This window comes from Acetoanaerobium pronyense, from assembly GCF_017874355.1.
Classification (GTDB): Bacteria; Bacillota; Clostridia; order Peptostreptococcales; family Filifactoraceae; genus Acetoanaerobium; species Acetoanaerobium pronyense.
This window is the reverse complement of record NZ_JAGGLI010000034.1, coordinates 1-18,829: the sequence shown is the minus strand read 5'-3', so window position 1 is coordinate 18,829 and position 18,829 is coordinate 1. Positions and strand designations below refer to the sequence as shown.

Sequence of the window (18,829 nt, the reverse complement as noted above, 5' to 3'; positions counted from 1 at the left end):
TAAGATAATTAAGTAGCCATTCTTTTTTAATATTTTATGTTCCATAGAAAATATGATATGACCCTATTGTATTTATATATAATGTTTATAAAGCAAATATTTCAATCCATTCACTACCATCTAAATTCATTCGATAAAAGCTTGAATCCGCATGCAGATAGATGTGATCATTGATGATATGAATATTTGTTACAATGCCTTTATAAATCATTATTTCTTCCTCTGTTTCTAGATTGATTTTATAAAACTCCTAATCTTTGGCATCGACTCCATCCCCTTTGTGAGCAGAGACATATAGCCAATTATCTTTAATATTCATGTATTTATGACTTAGTGTGTCGTCTTTCTTAATTATTTCTTCCTTTGAAGCATCTTGACTAACCCTTTTAATTGTTCCTTCCTGGTAGAAGTAATAAATCCATTCATCATTCATCATTCATCATCATAAAAGAAGTATTATCAGTTAATTGTTCTCGTACGCTACCATCAGTTTTAACTCTGTATATATAGCCGCCTTGACTTTCTAGATAGTACAACCATTCACCTATCACATAAAGTTGCCTTGCTGTAAAATCATCTGTTAACTTGACCTCTTCTTTATCATCAATGTGCATTTTATAGATTCCACCTTGCGCAGGGCGAGGGTCTACATAATATATATAATTTTCTTCTTTTACCATTTCAATTCCTTTTGGACCTGTTAGAGGCATAAGTTGATTAATCTCTGTTCCGCCAGTTTCTATTTTAAAAAACCCACTATCTTCCCCTGAAAGCTTCCTAGTATAGATCCAGCCATTTTCAATGTGGAGTCTTGAAAAGATGCCTTCTGCCACTTTTGACATTTCATCAGGGTTTTCATGCAATCTAAAGATTCCCTCTTCGGATACAATATTAAAATAGATATTTTCTCCATAGCCAAAGAAGAGGTTTCCATTTGACGAATTGGCCTCGCTGTTCCAACTGCTATTATTATTTGTGGTCGGCATACTGCAGCCCGTCATGACTATAGAAAGAATAATAAGAAACAATAAAATTCTTTTCATAATTTTACCCCTTTCCAAGATAGATAATTTCAGAGCCTGTAACTATAAAAATGATTACAGTAAGAAAAATTTTAATTAAAAGTATGATATATCCTTGAATCTGATTTAATGATTTTATTAGATAAAGAGAGATACTATGGGAATAAAAGTATCCGTCAAATACAGCACATATATACAAAGCTCTATCTATGATAACATTAATCATAAATAGAGCTTTAATTATTTTTTGTCTTTTATTTCTGACATGCATTCATGGGGAAGCGTTTTTGACCATGGAAGAAGGTGGTCAAGTGAATTTTCCGCTGAAAGTCTTGTATTAGGAAGTTCTTCTAATAAATATTTTAAATAATAAAATGGATTTAATCCATTCATCTTGGCGGTTTCAACTATGCTATATGCAATTGCACTAGCTTTAGCCCCGTTAGGGGATTTGCAAAACAAATAATTTTTTCTACCTATAACAAACGGCTTTATCTGCCTTTCGGCAGCGTTATTACTAAGCTCACATTGTCCATCTTTTAATACATTAGTTAAAAGCTCCCAGTTAGATAAACTATAATTAATAGCTCTTCCGAGACTGCTTTTAGGAACCACTTTGGGCTGAACTTCTTGAAGCCATGCCAAATAAGCCTCAAAAACAGGCTTTAGCTCTTTTTCCCTAAAAACAAGCTTTTCGCTTGGGGAAAGATTTTTATTTTTAGATTCAAGGATGAACATTTCCTTGAAAAACTGGGTGGCCGCGTAAGCGTATGTAGATTCTATCTTGGCTTCTTTGGGCAGAGCCTTAAGAGCATCTGTATAGTATCTTCGAGCATGGGCTAAGCAACCTACTCTAGTTACATTTTCAACTGAGTTATATCCAGCATAATCATCTGTTTGAAGGAATCCGCTGAAACCTTGAAGAAAATTCTTTGGATTCTTACCAGATCTAGATGGAGTATATTCATAAAGGGCAATCTTTTTTCCATAGCTACCGCTTTTGTATAGCCACATATACGATTTGCTGCTTGAATCCTTTCCATCTTTTGTCAAAACTCTAAGAGGACTCTCGTCAGCCTGGATAAAAGTCTCTTTTAAAAGCTCGGTTTTAAGCCTTTCATAAAAAGGCTCAAGCCAAAGCTCAGATGTCTTTATTATCCAGTTAGCCATATTTTGTTTGGAAATATCTATACCAAAATCATTAAATATCCTCTGCTGCCTATCAAGAGGAAGAGCACAGGAATACTTTTGATATATTAGATATGATATTAAACTAGGCGAAGCAAAGCTACCCTTTAGTACAGGCTCCGGCATAGGAGCTCTAACTATAGGGGTATTATCACCTGATTCATTACAGGATTTACATACATATATTTTTCTTACATGATGAGTTATTGATACCTTAGCAGGAACTATCTTAAGTTCTTTTCTAATCTCTGTAGACATCTCATTTATCTTAGAATCACAAGTTTTACATATTTGTTCATCCTCTGATAAAGAATACTCTATTATTTCAATCTCTAAATTCTCAAAAGATGCCTTATTAACTCCTCTTTTCTTCTTTCTTTCATAAGTTATCTTTTCAAGACAAGGCTCCTCAGCCTCCGGCTTTTGATTTATTTCAGCTTCATTAAAAAATGAGATTTGTTCATGTTCAACAGTATCACTGGATTTGCCATATTTCTTAGCTGCATTTAGCTTAAACTGCTCCTCGTACCATTTTATTTTGGCATTTGCTATTTCCAGTTCATGTTGAAGCTTCGCATTCTCATTTTTAAGATCATCTAAAGGTTCATTATTCAGTTTTTTATTTATATTTTCATTTTTAGTAGTTTTCATAAAAGTATTATATCATGTCTTAAGGTACAAAAAAAGAGTTATCTCTTTAAAACATGATATATTTTTTATATTAAAATCCTTTGATTACAAGGTTTGTGGGCGTCATATTGCTCAACGCTAAGTCCATCTAAAAGCCATCTGAATTGTCTTTCATTTATGGATAAAGAAGCGGAGATTCCCTTTTGAGGCCATTTAAAATATCCACTTTCCAATCTCTTGTAGTGTATCCAAAAACCATTATTATCCCAGACTAGAATTTTGATGAGATTTTGCTTTTTATTGCAAAATGCAAAAAGATGAGTAGAAAAAGGGTCCATTTTTAAAACATGCTCCACAATTAAGGATAGACCATCAATAGATTTTCTAAGATCAGTAGCACCAAGAGCCAAGTGAACTTTTTCGATGGTAATTTGTTTAATCATATCTTTTTTAAAGTTTTTATTAATCTTAATAAAAGGATTTCATCAAAATCTGAACTTACAGATATACTGATACCACTTACCTCCACAGCTATCGCTGAAGAAATCTCCTGTGATATGGATACACTTGCAAATTCAAACTCCTCTTTGTAATCTTTCTTATCCGAAGGATTAGAAGAAGCCTTTGAAACCCAATATCTAAATGAACTAAGTTTCAAATTATTTTTCTCACAAAAGGCTTTTTGAGATAAACCGCTTGTTTTATATTCTTTGACAAGATTAAGCCAGTTTTCTTTATTTTCATTTTTACTCATAAAAAAGAAACACCTCCGATATTTTTATATCTTTGGTGTATTATCTCATTGTAAAATCTTGAAATCTATATGTGCTGTATTTGACGCTTACAAATAATTGAAGAAATAAGGGGAGAGAGCATAGGGGAAGTATTCAAAAAAGAGATTTTTAATATACTTGATCTTAAGAATACTTACGCTTATAAGGATACTGAAGATACTAGTCCCGTACCTTTTTACTATAAGTCAAAGGAGTTATGGGTTCCAAATTATATTTCATCTGTTGCAGCAGAAGGAGGAATAGTATCGACTGCTGAAGAAGCAATGATTTTTTTAAAGGCGTTTTTCAATGGAACATTTTTCCCAAAAGAGGAAGTAGAAAGCCTAAAAAAATGGAATTTAATATTACCACCACCTAGTCTTTTTTACTATGGCATAGGTATTGAAAAATTATTCATTCCAAGAATCATTTCCACATTCAAACCAATTACAGAGATAATAGGCTTTTGGGGACAAACAGGTTCCTTTGCCTGGTACAATCCAGATACAAATCTATATTTTACAGGAACAACCAATCAAATAAATGGGGCTGGACATTCAGCAGTCATGAAAGGGATTCTAAAAATTATAAAAGCAGCTCTTTAAAAATAGAATATTTTGCCCGAATAATATTAGCTTTTTCAATTTCAGAAACAAATTAAAATGAGTTTGTTTTTTAAAAATGGACAGACTTATGAGAGGTTGTATCCATGAAAGAATCTAGCTTTGCTTCTTTAATGAAAAGATTTACTGTAGCTATTAGCTTTATAACTAAATTCATCATATATAGCATGATATTTGGAGTAGTCAGACTCAAATTCTCGCATAAAATAACTTAATTCAGGATTCTATAACTTTTTTAAAACAGAGTTAGATTTGAGCTTTATCAGTATATCTACATCGTAATCGTGACATAGATTATATATTTCTGATGAAGCAAATCAGCTGTACCCTCTTAGAAGGATTATAGTGTCTAAATATTTTTGCTTTAACCATTTAAAAATAGGTTCTAAAAAGATTACTTTTAAATGGTTTTAAAGATTTTTTAAGAAGTATATGAATAATTTGGGTTTATGTTTGATGTCTGATATTTAGAGTTTTATACATATTTTCCCATATCAAGCTTGATAGATATCATTGACAGATACAATCTAAAATTGTATGATGATATTGACAATTATTATCATATAAACGACTGAAAGGAGTAACTTTTCCATGACATCACGATATCATTTTCGGACACAGGTGATTTATGAATTTTATCTAGGAATTCAAATTATGAGTATTGTTGCTATTCTTTTTATAAATCATCTAAATATCAAAGGAATAAGATTTAACTCTGGCATAAAGATTTTTATCGGGGCATACACCCTCTTCATTTTTTTAAAACTAATTTTTCTTATACGACAAGGATATTTTCAAAGTGATCAAAAAGAAATATATCCAAATCTTTTCGTTAGTATCTTAGAGGGTATCTTTCTGACCCAATTTGTATATATTGGGGTAGATTATCTTTCTATCCTTTCTCATCTGTTTTACTTCTATATTGTTTTTCAGATTGTACTTTTTCATCATAAAAGCTTCTTTTTTTTTAGCACGTTTGTTTCTATATGCTATAGTTTCTTAATGATTTTAAAAAAACCTCAATTATTACTTTCTTATAACTTTGCCATACATATTATCTTGTTTTATCTTTTGGGTTATATTCTGTCCTCCATTATTATAGAGATTAATCGACTGCAAAGTCATATGGACTATATAAACAAAAGTCTCGCAGAAAAAAATCAAAAGTTGAATGAAATAGCCAATAGAGATTATTTAACAAATATGTATAATCTTAAATATTTTTACTTACATTTTAACAATCTTGCCCAAAAATCTCAAGAACATACTGATTCATTTAGCTTAGCTATGTTAGACATTGATAACTTCAAAAAAATTAATGATACATATGGACATTTATTTGGTGATAAAGTTTTACAACAAGTTTCTTCATTAATTTTAGAAAATATTCGAAAAACAGACGTTGCTGCTCGATATGGCGGTGAAGAATTTGCAATAATATTCCCCAATACATCCATTGAAATCGCTAAAAATATCTGCGAAAGAATAAGAATTGCTATCGAAAATTATTCTTTTGATATAAAAAATCAAACTGTTATGGTTACAATTAGTGGAGGTGTTTCAAGTAGCTATGGTTTTGAAATTTCTCATGAAAATCAAAGTTTCATAGAATTTGTAGATGAGCTTTTATACAAAGCGAAATCTCTCGGTAAGAATAAAATAAAATCGGATTAGATTTTGAATCTATATAAATTTCAGTAGAAATTATTATTTGTATTAGACATGAGAAACCTCCAAATTAATTTAATATATCATGTCCGAGTATTTTTGTCTAAATTAGTGAAACCTATCCATTATCCATAAATCAAATATAGCGACCAATATTACTGATTGATGTATCCCGTAATATCGTCCGAAATAACAGATTTCCTCCTGGTTCTCAGGAAGCTGTCCCTTGACATCACGTTAGCCAGACAGAAGTATCATTATATAACAACACCGTCTTGGCATGTATGCTTACCACAGCATACTTACATCAGTAATATTAATCGCTATCTTGAATAAATTAATTGGTGGAGATGAGGAGAATCGAACACCTGTCCGTAGGCTCATTCCATATATTATTCAAAAATCACGGCGTATTACAGTGATTGCTCAAGTGCTATTATTGAAATACCAACTATTTAGTATTAAGTTGAGTATGTTCATTTCAATAAAAAACCTCCCTACAACTGTAGACAGGAAGCACGGTTTTAGATATAATTTGAAAGAATACTTTGTAAAAGTATCTTACTTATATCGTTGTGGTGCTAACAACGGTTGTAGGATATCCTTGCCATCCAATTCCAGTTGGTTGGTGAGGACAAAGTATTTTTTTATTGTGTACATTATAATGCTTATTGAATTTCAATGCAAGAAAAATAAAAAAATTAATACAAGCACTGAATCTTTTTCAGGAAATTAAGCATTGGAATTAGATGTTTGAGGTTTTAAAATTGTTTTTCTAGAGGATTTTGATATAGGTGGAATTAGGGTCCAGTATACAGTCTTTTTTAAGATTAGCAAGCACAGCATATGGGCCGCCACTTTTTTCAAAAGTAGCTTTTCCATATGCCAAACAAAAAAGTTGCTTCGCTTCCAATTTTGTTGTTGCTTGCTGGGAAATTCCCAGACCCTTTTTATATGACGTTGTAACACTTGAAAGAATATATAGTTAGATAATTTTCTGATTTTATTTAGGCATTTGATTATATATATTTATAATAACTATTGTAAATTAGAATTAAAAGAATTATAATAAAGAACATCCCTGTGGGGGGGATATGCTAGGGGGATTTACATATGAATGAATTCACTAAATCAGTTTATAAATTTTCAAAATTTGATAAAGTAAAAAACATTTTTTTTTTAGCAATACCAGCAATAATTGAGAATATATCACACGTATTTATAGGAGTTGTAGATATCTATTTTGTTAGTAAGTTAGGCACTGAGGCTATAGCAGGTGTAGGTATAACTAATCTAACTATGAATGTGTACATTGCATTTTTTATGGCTTTTGGAATTGGAACTACTGCTCTTGTTTCTAGGCATATAGGAGCTAATGAAAAAGAAAAAGCTAGTTATGTATTAAGACAAATCTTATTAATGAATTTATTTATTGGAATAATTATTGGGTTTACTAATTTAATTTTTTCAAAAAAAATTTTATTGTTTTTAGGTGCAGATGCAAAAACTCTAGAATCTGCTATACCCTATTTTTTAGCGGTATCTGTACCTTCGATATTTTTATCTATGAATATAATTTTATCTAGCGCTCTTAGAGGGGCTGGCAATACTAAAACTCCGATGAACATAGCTTTAATAGCCAACTTGACTAATGCTATACTCGACTATATATTAATATTTGGGATTTTAAATTTTAATGGTTTTGGAATTTTAGGAGCGGGACTTGCTACTACTTTATCTAGAGTTATTAGTATGATTTTTTTATTTCAAAAAATAACTAATAAAAAAAGTGAATTTTATATATCAATACTTGAATCTTGGAAGCTGGATTTTATTAGTGCTAAAGCTATTTTAAAACTTAGCTTACCGGCTGCAGTAGAAAGACTAATCATGAGATCTGGCCAAGTAGTATATGGAAGTATGATTATAAAGATTGGGACTGAAGCATATGCGGCTCATAACATAGCGGGAACAATAGAATCATTTTCTTATTTACCGGGAATGGGTTTTGGTGTAGCAGCAGCAACTTTGGTTGGGCAGAGCTTAGGGAAAGAAGAAAAAGAAAATGCTCAAAACATTGGGTTAATATCGTATTTTTTAGCAACAATTTTTATGGTTATAATTGGAATTATATTTTATATCTATGCTCCAGAACTTGCTAAATTATTTACAAAAGATGATTTTATTATAAATCAAGTAGTAAAAGTGCTACGTATCATAGCTTTATTTCAACCATTTTTAGCTATTACACTGGTTATAACATCAGCTTTACAAGGGGCCGGGGACACTAAATTTCCAATGTATTCATCTCTTATAGGTATTTGGGGAATAAGAGTATTAGGGGTTTATATATTATGTGTTAAGCTTGAATATGGATTACCAGCTGTTTGGGCAGTATATGCAATGGATATTGTAGTTCGAGGAATCATTTTGATGGTACGATATCTATATGGTGACTGGAAAAATGTTGAAATAAAATAAAATTAACATAAGGAGAAATTTAAGTATGTGTGATTATAAACATCCTAACCAAAAGAAAGTTATTAACAGAATGTCAAGAATAATTGGACATGCTGAGGCAATAAAAAAGATGTTAGAGGAAGAAAGGGATTGCAGTGAAGTATTAATTCAAATTTCAGCTGTCAAGTCTGCTCTTAATAATGTGGGGAAATTGGTTCTAAAAGACCATATAAATCATTGTGTTTTAGAAATAATTGAAGATGAAAACGATGAAATTTTAGAAAAACTAGATGATGCAATAGATAAATTTATAAAATAATTTAGTTACAATTTAATCAAAATATTAAGAAAAGTTATTTTAGGAGAGTGTTTAGATGTGCGGGTTTGTTGGATTTTCATCTGCGAATGCAGAATTAGATAAAGTTAAAATAATAAATGATATGATGAAAGCAATACTTCATAGAGGGCCAGATAGTGGTGATTTTTTTTCTGACAATGAAATAACTATGGGGTTTAGAAGACTTAAGATTATTGATTTGTCTGATGAGGCAAGCCAACCAATGTTCAATGAAGACAGAAGTTGTGTACTTGTTTTTAATGGAGAAATTTACAACTATAAAGAATTAAGAGAGGAACTTATAACAAAAGGACATATTTTTAAAAATAATTCTGATAGTGAAGTCATTATTCATGGATACGAAGAATATGGTGAGAATATTCTAAAGAAGTTAAGAGGAATGTTTGCATTTGCGATATGGGATAAAGTTAAAGAAACGCTATTTATGGCAAGAGATATGTTTGGTATAAAGCCACTTTACTACACTCAGAACACTTTAGATGGATCTTTTTTATTTGGTTCGGAAATAAAAAGTTTTTTAAAACATCCAAATTTTATAAAAGAGCTTAATAACGATGCACTCAAACCATACCTTACTTTTCAATATTCTGTTATGGATGAAACTTTTTTTAAAGGTGTATATAAACTAAAACCAGCTCATTATATTATTTATAGAAAAGGGGAAATCACGTTAAAGCCTTACTGGTTCTTAAAATTCGACATAGAAAAAGAGAGCTTAGAGCACTATGTTGAAGAAATCAAGAAAACTTTGAAGGAGTCTGTAGATTATCATAAAGTTAGTGATGTGAAAATAGGGTCGTTTCTTTCTGGGGGAATTGATTCCAGTTATATAACATCACTTTTAAAGCCAGACAAGACATTTTCTATAGGTTTTCAAGACTATGAAGGTGTTTTTAATGAAACAAATTTAGCGAAAGAATTGTCAGATCTTTTAAAAATAGAGAATCACAGAAAAAATATGAATGCGGATGAGTTTTTTGATATAATACCAACAATACAATATCATATGGATGAGCCACATTCCAACCTATCATCAATTCCTTTATATTATTTATCAAAGTTAGCAAGAGAGCATGTGACAGTTGTACTGTCAGGAGAGGGTGCAGATGAAATTTTTGGTGGATATGAATGGTATATAAAATCTAATAAACTGGAATTATATGAAAAAATACCCTATAAATTTAGAGAGCTAATATCATCAGCAGCTCTAAAACTTCCTAAAAATAGAATATCCAATTTTTTGATAAAAGGTGGACAGACCATCGAAGAGAAGTTTGTAGGTCAAGCCAAGATATATGAAGAAAAAGATGCAGTGGATATATTAAAGGGAGAGTATAGAAAAGGTCCATCTGTAGAAACTATTACAAAAGAGGTTTATAAAAATGTAGAAAATAAAGATGATCTTACAAAAATGCAGTATCTTGATTTAAAACTTTGGTTACCAGGGGATATACTCCTTAAAGCTGATAAAATGAGTATGGCAAACTCCATAGAACTGAGAGTTCCATTTTTAGATAAAGAGGTTATGTCATTAGGCTCAAAACTTCCAAGCAGTTTAAGAGTTAATAAATCCAATACTAAATTTGCACTTAGAAAAGCTTCGGAAGAAATTCTCCCTAAAGAGTGGTCTAATAGACCTAAGGCAGGGTTTCCTGTACCAATAAAATATTGGTTACGAGAGAAAAAATATTATGATATGATTAAAGAAGTATTCAATTCAGATTTTGCAGAAGAGTTTTTCAAAACCGAAAAGCTGATAAATATGCTAGATATTCACTATAATGGGGATGAAAATTATGCAAGGAAAATTTGGACGGTATATGTTTTTCTTATATGGTATAGAAAGTTTTTTATAGAGTTAAAGTAAAGTATACCTTAGGAATCAACAGCTTTTTTGTATATCATATTAATGTATCTAACTACAAGGTGATTTAAATGAAAAAAATCTTTGTGCTATCAATATTAACATTAACATTATTGAATATATACTGGATTTCTTATTTTATTTTCAATAAAAATAATCCTATAAATTCTGAAATATTGGCAGAGGAACCTATTTTTAAGAGAGGAATTATTTATATTTCAAATATAGATTCTACTGGTATGTCTATAGAAAATAGTGAGTTTAAAATAATTGATTTTGAATCTGGAAAAACTATACAAACACTAACTACAGATGAAAACGGCTTTGCTAAGTCAAATATATTATACTATGGGACTGTATATGTAATCGAACAGATTAGTGCTCCAAGTGTGTATGAAATGATTGATTCTTCAATGAAAATTGAACTTTCTGAAGATATCCATGAGATTGTCTTTGAAAATAAGCTCCTAAGTCATATAAAAAACGTTGATAAAAAAGAAAATGGTAAAATCGAGATTACTGAATTATATTTGCCAGTAGATATTGTTATGCAAAATCCAGAATTACCTAATGGTTGTGAGATTACTTCATTAACAGCTGTCTTAAATTTTCATGGATATGATATATCTAAAACACATATGGCAGATAATTATTTAGATAAGGTTCCATTTTCCAGAGTAAATGGGAAGTTATATGGAGGAAACCCATATGAAGCATTTGCAGGGGACCCCACACATTCTAGTGGTTTTTTCGTCTATGGACCACCTATTGCAAAAGCAGCTAACAATTATTTTCAGGATATTCAAGGAAACAATAATGCCATAGACATTAGTGGTAGCACAAGCGAAGAAATAATAGAATATCTGAATCAAGGGTTGCCAGTAGTTATTTGGGTAACCTTGGATTTAAGCCACCCAAGATTAAATTATTCTTGGTACATTAAGGAATCAAATGATAAATTTATAGCACCTGTGAATTTACATGCGGTTGTTTTAAAGGGATACAGTGATGGATATGTACATATAATGGACCCTCTGAAGGGACATGTAACTCATGAAATAAATCGATTTTTCCTTAGCTATAATGAACTCGGAAGTCATTCTGTTTTGATAGTTGAAAATTGAATTTAAATCAAGTTAAAATATTGCAGGTAGTAATTTTTATACTCCTGCAATATTTTTTATTAAATTTTGAAGGAAGTACTAATGACAAGTAAAATTTTCTAATAAGGTTTTTTGATTTTTAGTATCCGTCAAATATAGGGCATATATACAAAGCTCTATCTATGAAAACATTCATCATAAATAGAGCTTTAATTATTTTTTGTATTTTATTTCTGACATAAATTCCTGGGTAAGTGTTTTTAACCATGGAAGAAGATGACCAAGTGAATTCTCTTTAGAAAGTCTTATATTAGTAAGTTTTTCTAATAAATATTTTAAATAATAAAATGGATTTAATCCATTCATCTTAGCGGTTTCAACTATACTATATGCAATTGCACTAGCTTTGTGCCGTTAGGGATTTGCAGAATAAATATTTTTTTTACCTATCACAAACGGCTTTATCTGCCTTTTGGCAGCGTTATTACTAAGTTCACATTGTTTATCTTTTAATACATTGGTTAAAAGCTCCCAATTAGATACATTATTGGATAGATTATACTAATTTAGGCAAAAAAGACTCGGACATGATAAAATAAATTAATTTGGAGGATTATCATGTCTAATACAAATAAAAGTATAATTAAGAATTTAAAAAGCAAATTGTAGAACTTATACGAAGTGGGAAAAAATATAATATAATTATTTTACAATTCTTTAAACTAAATAAATAAGTTGCTATCTTTTAGAATTGTTTTAATATTATTTTTTAGGGAGGAAAGAGCTTTAAGGTCTTGTTTAGCTGAATAATAGGATAGACTGGTTTTCTTTAACTTTGATTCTAAATCTAATATTTCTTCTTTCAACTTGGACATTTTTGGTATCTTAGATTCAATATATTTCTCTTTTAAATAAAGTTTCACTTTTTCGTGATTGGATATATTGTCCTTATTTTCAATTTTGAAAATTTCCTTTTCTAGCCCTTTTAATGAAACATATTTATCGTAGATATCTTTTGTTTTTTTCCAGGTAATAATTGAATTAATAGTAGCATTTCGTTCTTCAATTTGATTTTTTAAATAATACATAGTTTCTTCAATATTATTAATTTTAATCAAGTTAGACTTATAAAGTTTCTCGAAATTTGATAGTGAATTAATATTATTTTCAGCCATGAATTTAGTCATTTTTGATAGTTCATCTATATTTTTCTTTGCTGCAAATTTTTTAAATCCAGCTCCTTTACATTTATTTCTTTCATTCATTTCAATCATTTTGTTAAGCTCCACAGTATTTGGATTTTCTATTCTATATCTTATACTTTCTTCTGAATACTTTTCTCCAAGAGTTTTTCCTCTTGTAAATCTAGATTGATTTTCATGTTGAAAAGCAAGGTGCTTTCCTTGTTTTACAGTATAGTTTAAATTCTTCATTTCCTCTAAGAAATCAGCGAATGTAATTACTTTAATTACTACACTATCAATATCATTTTTCATAACTTCTTTCCAAGAGTTACCTTTTTGGGTTTCAATATATTCTTTATAGGATTTTCCTTTATTTTGATTTATTTTTCTTGGAATAATTGAAAGACTGTTTTCTTTGCACAATTTATCGCTGATTTTTTGGATGTTTTGATAGGTGTACTTATTTGAGCGATATTTTTTATTATCTATGATGCTTGTAGTATTAAATATTATATGGTTATGAATATGATTCTGGTCTATATGTGTAGCAATAATATATTGATAATCTTTTTTTAGGACTTCTTCAGCTAAGGTATTACCAATTTTATTTGCTTGTTCAGGGGTTACATTATCCTCTGGAGAAAATGATTGTATAAGGTGCCTAGCTATTACAGAATTTGTTCTCTTTTTTATAGAAATATTTGTGACTAAATCAAACTCTAGTTTAGCTATATGTGGGGAGGTAGAGCAGGCATATGATGAAACGAGTATTCCATCAGCAGTTTTATCTGGATTAGTTATATAGTTTAAAGCTTTCTCTACATTAGAGTGTATAGGTTTTATTTTTACGTATGCCATTAAAGACTCCTTTTTAGATCTTAAAAGATAGTTTTTTAAGCATCTCAAATTGAACACTTTGAACTTCTTTTAACAGTTTTTCAACTCTTGCAATATCGTCAAGTGTCACTCTATTTGAAGAGTTGGCCTTGTATGCTATTTGATTAATATTAACTCCTATTTTATTAATTTCATTGTTAAGTTCTAGAAGTTCTTTCAAGTCTACTTTAACGACTAATCCACTTAACAACATTTTATGAGCATAAGAATTTATTGATTCAAATCCGGCAGCTAAACTTTTTTTCTTTATCATTTCTTTTTCGGTTTCAGTTACTCTAATTCGTATGTCTTTATTTCTATATCTATTGGCCATTTTTAATTCTCCATTAAAAAATAAAAAAACAGCTCTTTCAAAATGAAATAAGCTGCTTTAAATAATTTTCTATTTATTTTCTTCAATTACATTATCTAAATATCCTTCTAATGCTTCTTGCACTAAAGTAGACAAGGTTTTTCCTGAGTATGCAGATGCTATAGATAATTTTTTTATAATCTCAGGAGTGAGGTAATAAGACATTTGTTTCTTGTCTTTAGATGGTTTTTCTTTAGACTTTTGATTTACTTTTTCTTCAGATGTAGAATCTTGTTCTTTTTCCCTTGATACTATCTTTTTAAAAGCACTATCTGGATCAAATTTTGGTTTACTCAATATCATCACTTCCTATACTAGTTTTTTCTTTGTTTTCAAAAGCTTTTATACGTTTACTTTCTTCTAAAATAATAGGGTAGAGTAGATTATATAGTCCTTCAGAATCTTTTTTAGCAAGAAATCTGATGTAATCAGATTTTAAGTCAACAGGTATTATGATAGGGGAGATATCGTGTTCTAATAAAGAGTAAATGATTAAAAGTCTTCTGGTTCTTCCATTACCATCACTGAATGGATGGATTCTTTCAAAATCTATATGCATTTCTAGAATATGTTTAATTTTCTCTTCATCTGTTTTAGATTGCTCTAACCTATAGTTTAAATTATCTACCCATTGTTTCATAAGATATGGAACATCATGAGCAGATGCCGTATTAAAATCAGCTCCTACTATTGCATTATCATGTGTTTTCCACATTCCTCTATCAAAATTAAGGTGATCCATAAGCTGCTCATGAATTCCTCTAACAATATTTAATGATAGGGGTTCGTTATTTTCAAGCTGCTTAATAACATATTCAAGGGCTTGTTTATGGTTTTCTATCTCATAAAATTCTCTTTTGCTTACTTTTCCTGGTATAGTTTCATGAAGAAGTATAGTTACTGTATCTGCTAGGGATATAGTATTACCTTCAATAGCTGAGGAATGATAGGCTATTCGTACAAGTAAATCATCAATATATTCTCTTGGTAAAGACATCATAGTTGTTCTCCTAAAAATTCATTTATAAAATTGCTATAATCTGAGGTTACAGTAGCGCTTTTATAGTTTTCAAAAAGATTAATTTTATTTGCCTGACTCTCTTCAATGACTACAGAGTTTCTAATATAAGAGTTATATACTTTAGCGCCTATATGCTCTGCTAAATTCTCTGTAAGTTCTTTAATAGACTTATTTATATTAGCTCTAGGGTTGAATCTAGTTACCAATATTCCATTGATTTTAAGATTTTGATTACAATATTTTTTTACATTTTTTATAGTATTATTAAGTTGCTCAATACCATTTACTGCGAATATACCTGGAGTGGTAGGAATTAAAATTTCATCTGATGCAGTAAAAGCATTTACAGTCAATATTCCTAAGCTTGGAGGGGTGTCAATTATTATATAGTCATATTCTATGGATATACTTTCAAGAGCTTCCTTTAATCTATATTCTTTTCCAGTAGCTGATAGTTCTTGTTCTGCTCCAGCAAGCATTATGTTAGAAGGGATTATGTCAAAAAAGTTTAAACTTTGAATAGCTTCACGAACTGTAATTTCTTCTTTTAGAAGTTCATAAACAGTAGGGACTTCAATTTGCTTTGCATCTACGCTTTCTGATAAATTTCCTTGAGGGTCCAAGTCTATGGCAAGAACTTTATATCCTTCTTGTTTTAATCTAGATGCAATGGCTAGTGTAGATGTTGTTTTAGCGACACCACCTTTTTGATTTGCTACTGATAATATCATAATAATCCTCCTTATGATTATAACTTTTTGAGTTTATGATGTTAAGATGTTATAATTTTTCATAAAAAAATAGAATGTGAACAACATTATAAATTCAACATCATACTACTAAGATGTTAAAATACTACAAAATAATATTAACATTATAGTGTCATGATGTCAAGAACTTGTAATGTTATTTTAAAAATGAGTTAATTTCCTTGATTTTGTTTTTTAAAAACTCTAGTCTTTCAATAGTACTTTTAGGTTTTAAAGTATTTTTAGATATTTTTCCATATGATTTCAAATATTCATTAGAAATATGTTTTTCTACATTAATATTTAGCGTTGAGTCTTGTTTATTAGTATTATATGGAGTAGGGGAGTGATAAGAGGGTGTACGTGTATAGTTCCTAAACTCTTTAGTTATATATTTAAAAAAACTGTTTAAAGTCTCATATCCTTTTATATTTAATATCTCTTCATCATACTGCTCTGATAATATTATTTTTTGAATATTTGAGATAGTTTGTTTAGTTTCTAAAACGGAGTCTTCAAAAATGATTCTTTTTTTGAATGTATTTTCCATAAATGTTTTTAATAATGCGTTTATTTTCACATAATCTATATTGTATTTGATAAGTGTTGAATATTTTTCAATATGGTTCAAACTTGGAAGAAAGGCTTCTCCAATTAAAATATCATTACAATCATATACATTAATTAAGCTCTCGCACTCGCCGGATAGAAATAGAGGAGTATGATTTTCATCACAAAGCTCTATAGATTCTATTTCGCTAGAATATACATTAACATTTATTAGAAATGAAAAAGACTTGCCTACATTTAAGTGATTCTTAAAAATAGACAAGTCCATTATTTTAGATAAATTTTCATATGTTATCTTATATGCTTTATATATCAATAAAAAAACCCTCCATCTTATGTTTTATGTAAAGAAATGTATTTTTTAATCTTTTTAAACAATTTAAAATTTATAGTTAAAATCTTCAAAAAAATAAAACGCAGTTTAAAAAATGCGTTTTAAAAAGTTAATTTATATATTCACCTATATTTGCTTATTTTTTAAATATATTTATTATTGTTTCTTATTATTCTAGAGTTCGCATTTTTAACTCATCTTTTATTGGAAGTATTTGTGTAAAAAATTGCGTATAAGCTCTTCCTATTGCTCCAACAAATAAATTCATTTCTGGCTTGCTTTTTCCACAGTCTAATATATGAGTGGTAGAAATGCCAGGATATGGATCTATATAGTATATTTTTTTAATCCCTAATTGATAGGCTTTTTTTGAGCAAAGCTCACAAGGACTTGCTGTCGTAAACAAAAATCCACCTTTTACTCCTATTCCTCCATATTTAGAAATTTGTAAAAATGCATTTTCTTCTGCATGCAGAGCTCTTGTATGGACTTGATTTTCTTTATTTTTAATTGAATTATAGATATCTTTAAAACAATAAGTATATGTATTTCCTTTAAGTGTTTTTAAATCAGTGGATTTATAGTTATCTTTAATATGTTTATTAAATTCAGAATCAGTCATTTCAAAGTGACTAAAGGCATTTTCATCTATCTTTTTTTTCAAATTTTCAATATTTCTCAAATTACAAGGAACTTGTCCTTCGGGAGAACTATTCCAACCAACAGCTTTAATCGAGTAAAATTCATCGGTTATAACTGCGCCAACTTGTCTTGAAATACAGCCAGAATTAACCTTTGAATTATATGCAATTTGCATACATCTTTCGATACTGGTAGGGGTAATTATTCCAGGATGCATAATTAAACTGACATATCTTATTATATCTTTCTTTATATTATTAAAATTTTGAAACTTAGAATTATTATATAAGTATACATCTGATAATTCTATACATTTTTGTATATTTTGATTTTTAAAAAATTCCTCCTGACTTTGTTTCTTTGGATATTCTTGCTTATCTAAATTTTCTATTTCATTTTTTGAAAATTTATTTTCAAATAGTCTCTTTATTCTAACATCATCTTCAGTATTTACAGAAAACAAATAGAAAGAGGAATATCTGTCTTTAAAAAAAGTTGCCTCAAATGGATTTCTTATAGCATCAATGACTACTAAAACACCTTTTTTAGATTCTAAATTTCGTTTCCTTAAAATTTTTATTAGAGTATTAAATCTCTGAGCCATTAGTAATGTTTTTTCAGAATCGAAAGTTTCTAAAAAAGGGTTACCTGAACTCCTAATATTTGTGCCAAATTGTTGAAATAGAAATGTAAATAAATTCACATCTTGATCATTTATAGTTTTATTTACTGAAAAATATTTTGCAATTTTTTTAGTGAATTCTTTAACTTCCTTAAAATAAAAATTATATACTTCTTCTTTTCCTAAATTAGATTCATTTTCATTTAAAATATTCATTATCTTAATTCGTTTTATATGCATTTCATTATAAGTTTCTTTTATTTCGTTAAAATCGTCATTTATATGGAGTTTATTTTTTAAATGCTCTGTAAATTTATCAAAATTATGTTCTAGTAAAAAAGATGTTATAATATCTCTTCCTTCTATTTTAATGAAAGATTTCCAATTTTCCGAGGCATAATCATAAACTATCTTATATTTTCTTTCTTCATTGTTAATATCATCGGATTCTTTAGGTGGAGGTGGACTTAGTTCTTTAAATGATTGTGAAAATAGATTTGCTACAGTGGTACAACCCGAACCTGTTCTTCCCGTTAGACCGATAATTATAAACTCTTTTCTTTCTGAAAAAAGCTTTTCTATTGCAGATTTAATGCTTTCTTTAGACATGATTATCCCCCTAATGTTTATAAATATATTGTTTTATAATAAAAAATATTCTAAATATATTATACTATACCCGAATTATTCATAAAAAAATAATTTAGGCTCTTAATTCAGAAATTAGAAAATTCCACAATAAAAGTTCTTAATTTTAGTTTTCTACTCA

General features: G+C 29.2%; 19 protein-coding genes and 2 pseudogenes. 6 read left to right on the top strand and 15 right to left on the bottom strand.

Annotation, left to right across the window (positions count from 1 at the left end):
• Window positions 1-85: 85 nt before the first annotated feature.
• The 6 genes and pseudogenes from J2Z35_RS15010 to tnpA form a co-directional block, all read right to left on the bottom strand.
• Window positions 86-433 (bottom strand): annotated as a pseudogene (locus tag J2Z35_RS15010) (DUF5050 domain-containing protein).
• The gene (locus J2Z35_RS12255) at window positions 426-1,028 is read right to left on the bottom strand and encodes a DUF5050 domain-containing protein (RefSeq protein WP_209661683.1); all 603 of its coding nucleotides are present in this window, start codon (window positions 1,026-1,028) and stop codon (window positions 426-428) included. The pseudogene J2Z35_RS15010 and the gene J2Z35_RS12255 overlap by 8 nt, the downstream one beginning before the upstream one ends.
• Before the next feature lie 19 nt (window positions 1,029-1,047).
• The gene (locus J2Z35_RS12250) at window positions 1,048-1,248 is read right to left on the bottom strand and encodes a hypothetical protein (RefSeq protein WP_209661681.1); all 201 of its coding nucleotides are present in this window, start codon (window positions 1,246-1,248) and stop codon (window positions 1,048-1,050) included.
• A gap of 14 nt (window positions 1,249-1,262) precedes the next feature.
• On the bottom strand, window positions 1,263-2,861 hold the full coding sequence (tnpC, locus tag J2Z35_RS12245) for an IS66 family transposase (RefSeq protein ID WP_209661679.1): 1,599 nt from the start codon (window positions 2,859-2,861) through the stop codon (window positions 1,263-1,265).
• Window positions 2,862-2,926: 65 nt separating this feature from the next.
• On the bottom strand, window positions 2,927-3,283 hold the full coding sequence (tnpB, locus tag J2Z35_RS12240; RefSeq protein WP_209661678.1) for an IS66 family insertion sequence element accessory protein TnpB: 357 nt from the start codon (window positions 3,281-3,283) through the stop codon (window positions 2,927-2,929).
• Window positions 3,280-3,594, bottom strand: a complete 315-nt coding sequence (tnpA, locus tag J2Z35_RS12235) for an IS66 family insertion sequence element accessory protein TnpA (RefSeq protein WP_209661677.1) — start codon at window positions 3,592-3,594, stop codon at window positions 3,280-3,282. Before tnpA ends, tnpB begins: the two co-directional genes overlap by 4 nt.
• Before the next feature lie 93 nt (window positions 3,595-3,687).
• Here tnpA and J2Z35_RS12230 point away from each other — a divergent pair, with 93 nt between their 5' ends.
• The 6 genes from J2Z35_RS12230 to J2Z35_RS12205 all read left to right on the top strand — a co-directional run bounded on the left by J2Z35_RS12230 (window position 3,688) and on the right by J2Z35_RS12205 (window position 11,710).
• Window positions 3,688-4,218 (top strand): serine hydrolase, encoded by a 531-nt coding sequence (locus J2Z35_RS12230; RefSeq protein ID WP_209661700.1) that lies wholly within the window; start codon window positions 3,688-3,690, stop codon window positions 4,216-4,218.
• Between the two features lie 1,143 nt (window positions 4,219-5,361).
• Window positions 5,362-5,910 carry a GGDEF domain-containing protein gene (locus tag J2Z35_RS12225; RefSeq protein WP_209661676.1) on the top strand — a complete coding sequence of 183 codons (549 nt, stop codon included), beginning with the start codon at window positions 5,362-5,364 and terminating at the stop codon, window positions 5,908-5,910.
• Between the two features lie 1,107 nt (window positions 5,911-7,017).
• Complete coding sequence (locus J2Z35_RS12220; protein WP_209661675.1) at window positions 7,018-8,385, top strand: MATE family efflux transporter; 1,368 nt, start codon at window positions 7,018-7,020, stop codon at window positions 8,383-8,385.
• A 25-nt stretch (window positions 8,386-8,410) separates the two neighbouring features.
• The gene (locus tag J2Z35_RS12215) at window positions 8,411-8,683 is read left to right on the top strand and encodes a metal-sensing transcriptional repressor (RefSeq protein WP_209661674.1); all 273 of its coding nucleotides are present in this window, start codon (window positions 8,411-8,413) and stop codon (window positions 8,681-8,683) included.
• A 55-nt stretch (window positions 8,684-8,738) separates the two neighbouring features.
• The gene (gene asnB / locus J2Z35_RS12210) at window positions 8,739-10,589 is read left to right on the top strand and encodes an asparagine synthase (glutamine-hydrolyzing) (protein ID WP_209661673.1); all 1,851 of its coding nucleotides are present in this window, start codon (window positions 8,739-8,741) and stop codon (window positions 10,587-10,589) included.
• A 68-nt stretch (window positions 10,590-10,657) separates the two neighbouring features.
• Window positions 10,658-11,710 carry a C39 family peptidase gene (locus tag J2Z35_RS12205; protein ID WP_209661672.1) on the top strand — a complete coding sequence of 351 codons (1,053 nt, stop codon included), beginning with the start codon at window positions 10,658-10,660 and terminating at the stop codon, window positions 11,708-11,710.
• A gap of 192 nt (window positions 11,711-11,902) precedes the next feature.
• Here the strand turns inward: J2Z35_RS12205 and J2Z35_RS12200 are convergent, their stop codons facing one another.
• The 9 genes and pseudogenes from J2Z35_RS12200 to J2Z35_RS12160 all read right to left on the bottom strand — a co-directional run bounded on the left by J2Z35_RS12200 (window position 11,903) and on the right by J2Z35_RS12160 (window position 18,669).
• Window positions 11,903-12,073, bottom strand: coding sequence for a transposase domain-containing protein (locus J2Z35_RS12200; protein WP_330623463.1), 171 nt, complete (start codon window positions 12,071-12,073; stop codon window positions 11,903-11,905).
• Window positions 12,074-12,103: 30 nt separating this feature from the next.
• Window positions 12,104-12,220, bottom strand: a pseudogene (locus J2Z35_RS15005) (IS66 family transposase); the annotation flags it as partial.
• Between the two features lie 191 nt (window positions 12,221-12,411).
• Window positions 12,412-13,731 carry a relaxase/mobilization nuclease domain-containing protein gene (locus J2Z35_RS12190; RefSeq protein ID WP_209661670.1) on the bottom strand — a complete coding sequence of 440 codons (1,320 nt, stop codon included), beginning with the start codon at window positions 13,729-13,731 and terminating at the stop codon, window positions 12,412-12,414.
• A 13-nt stretch (window positions 13,732-13,744) separates the two neighbouring features.
• Entirely contained in the window at window positions 13,745-14,083 is a 339-nt protein-coding gene (locus J2Z35_RS12185) for a plasmid mobilization protein (RefSeq protein WP_209661668.1), read from the bottom strand.
• Window positions 14,084-14,152: 69 nt separating this feature from the next.
• Window positions 14,153-14,419 carry a hypothetical protein gene (locus J2Z35_RS12180; RefSeq protein ID WP_209661667.1) on the bottom strand — a complete coding sequence of 89 codons (267 nt, stop codon included), beginning with the start codon at window positions 14,417-14,419 and terminating at the stop codon, window positions 14,153-14,155.
• Complete coding sequence (locus J2Z35_RS12175) at window positions 14,412-15,122, bottom strand: Fic family protein (RefSeq protein ID WP_209661666.1); 711 nt, start codon at window positions 15,120-15,122, stop codon at window positions 14,412-14,414. The genes J2Z35_RS12180 and J2Z35_RS12175 overlap by 8 nt, the downstream gene beginning before the upstream one ends.
• Window positions 15,119-15,874 carry a ParA family protein gene (locus tag J2Z35_RS12170; protein ID WP_209661665.1) on the bottom strand — a complete coding sequence of 252 codons (756 nt, stop codon included), beginning with the start codon at window positions 15,872-15,874 and terminating at the stop codon, window positions 15,119-15,121. Before J2Z35_RS12170 ends, J2Z35_RS12175 begins: the two co-directional genes overlap by 4 nt.
• Before the next feature lie 175 nt (window positions 15,875-16,049).
• Window positions 16,050-16,778, bottom strand: coding sequence for a hypothetical protein (locus J2Z35_RS12165; RefSeq protein WP_209661664.1), 729 nt, complete (start codon window positions 16,776-16,778; stop codon window positions 16,050-16,052).
• Between the two features lie 187 nt (window positions 16,779-16,965).
• Window positions 16,966-18,669, bottom strand: coding sequence for an anti-phage dCTP deaminase (locus J2Z35_RS12160; RefSeq protein WP_209661663.1), 1,704 nt, complete (start codon window positions 18,667-18,669; stop codon window positions 16,966-16,968).
• Between the last annotated feature and the right edge of the window lie 160 nt (window positions 18,670-18,829).

Coding starts and splice junctions, on each gene's coding strand:
- J2Z35_RS12250 (WP_209661681.1), bottom strand. CDS start 1,248: ATGATTAATGTTATCATAGATAGAGCTTTGTATATATGTGCTGTATTT.
- tnpC (WP_209661679.1), bottom strand. CDS start 2,861: ATGAAAACTACTAAAAATGAAAATATAAATAAAAAACTGAATAATGAA.
- tnpB (WP_209661678.1), bottom strand. CDS start 3,283: ATGATTAAACAAATTACCATCGAAAAAGTTCACTTGGCTCTTGGTGCT.
- tnpA (WP_209661677.1), bottom strand. CDS start 3,594: ATGAGTAAAAATGAAAATAAAGAAAACTGGCTTAATCTTGTCAAAGAA.
- J2Z35_RS12225 (WP_209661676.1), top strand. CDS start 5,362: ATGGACTATATAAACAAAAGTCTCGCAGAAAAAAATCAAAAGTTGAAT.
- J2Z35_RS12220 (WP_209661675.1), top strand. CDS start 7,018: ATGAATGAATTCACTAAATCAGTTTATAAATTTTCAAAATTTGATAAA.
- J2Z35_RS12215 (WP_209661674.1), top strand. CDS start 8,411: ATGTGTGATTATAAACATCCTAACCAAAAGAAAGTTATTAACAGAATG.
- asnB (WP_209661673.1), top strand. CDS start 8,739: ATGTGCGGGTTTGTTGGATTTTCATCTGCGAATGCAGAATTAGATAAA.
- J2Z35_RS12205 (WP_209661672.1), top strand. CDS start 10,658: ATGAAAAAAATCTTTGTGCTATCAATATTAACATTAACATTATTGAAT.
- J2Z35_RS12190 (WP_209661670.1), bottom strand. CDS start 13,731: ATGGCATACGTAAAAATAAAACCTATACACTCTAATGTAGAGAAAGCT.
- J2Z35_RS12185 (WP_209661668.1), bottom strand. CDS start 14,083: ATGGCCAATAGATATAGAAATAAAGACATACGAATTAGAGTAACTGAA.
- J2Z35_RS12175 (WP_209661666.1), bottom strand. CDS start 15,122: ATGATGTCTTTACCAAGAGAATATATTGATGATTTACTTGTACGAATA.
- J2Z35_RS12170 (WP_209661665.1), bottom strand. CDS start 15,874: ATGATATTATCAGTAGCAAATCAAAAAGGTGGTGTCGCTAAAACAACA.
- J2Z35_RS12160 (WP_209661663.1), bottom strand. CDS start 18,669: ATGTCTAAAGAAAGCATTAAATCTGCAATAGAAAAGCTTTTTTCAGAA.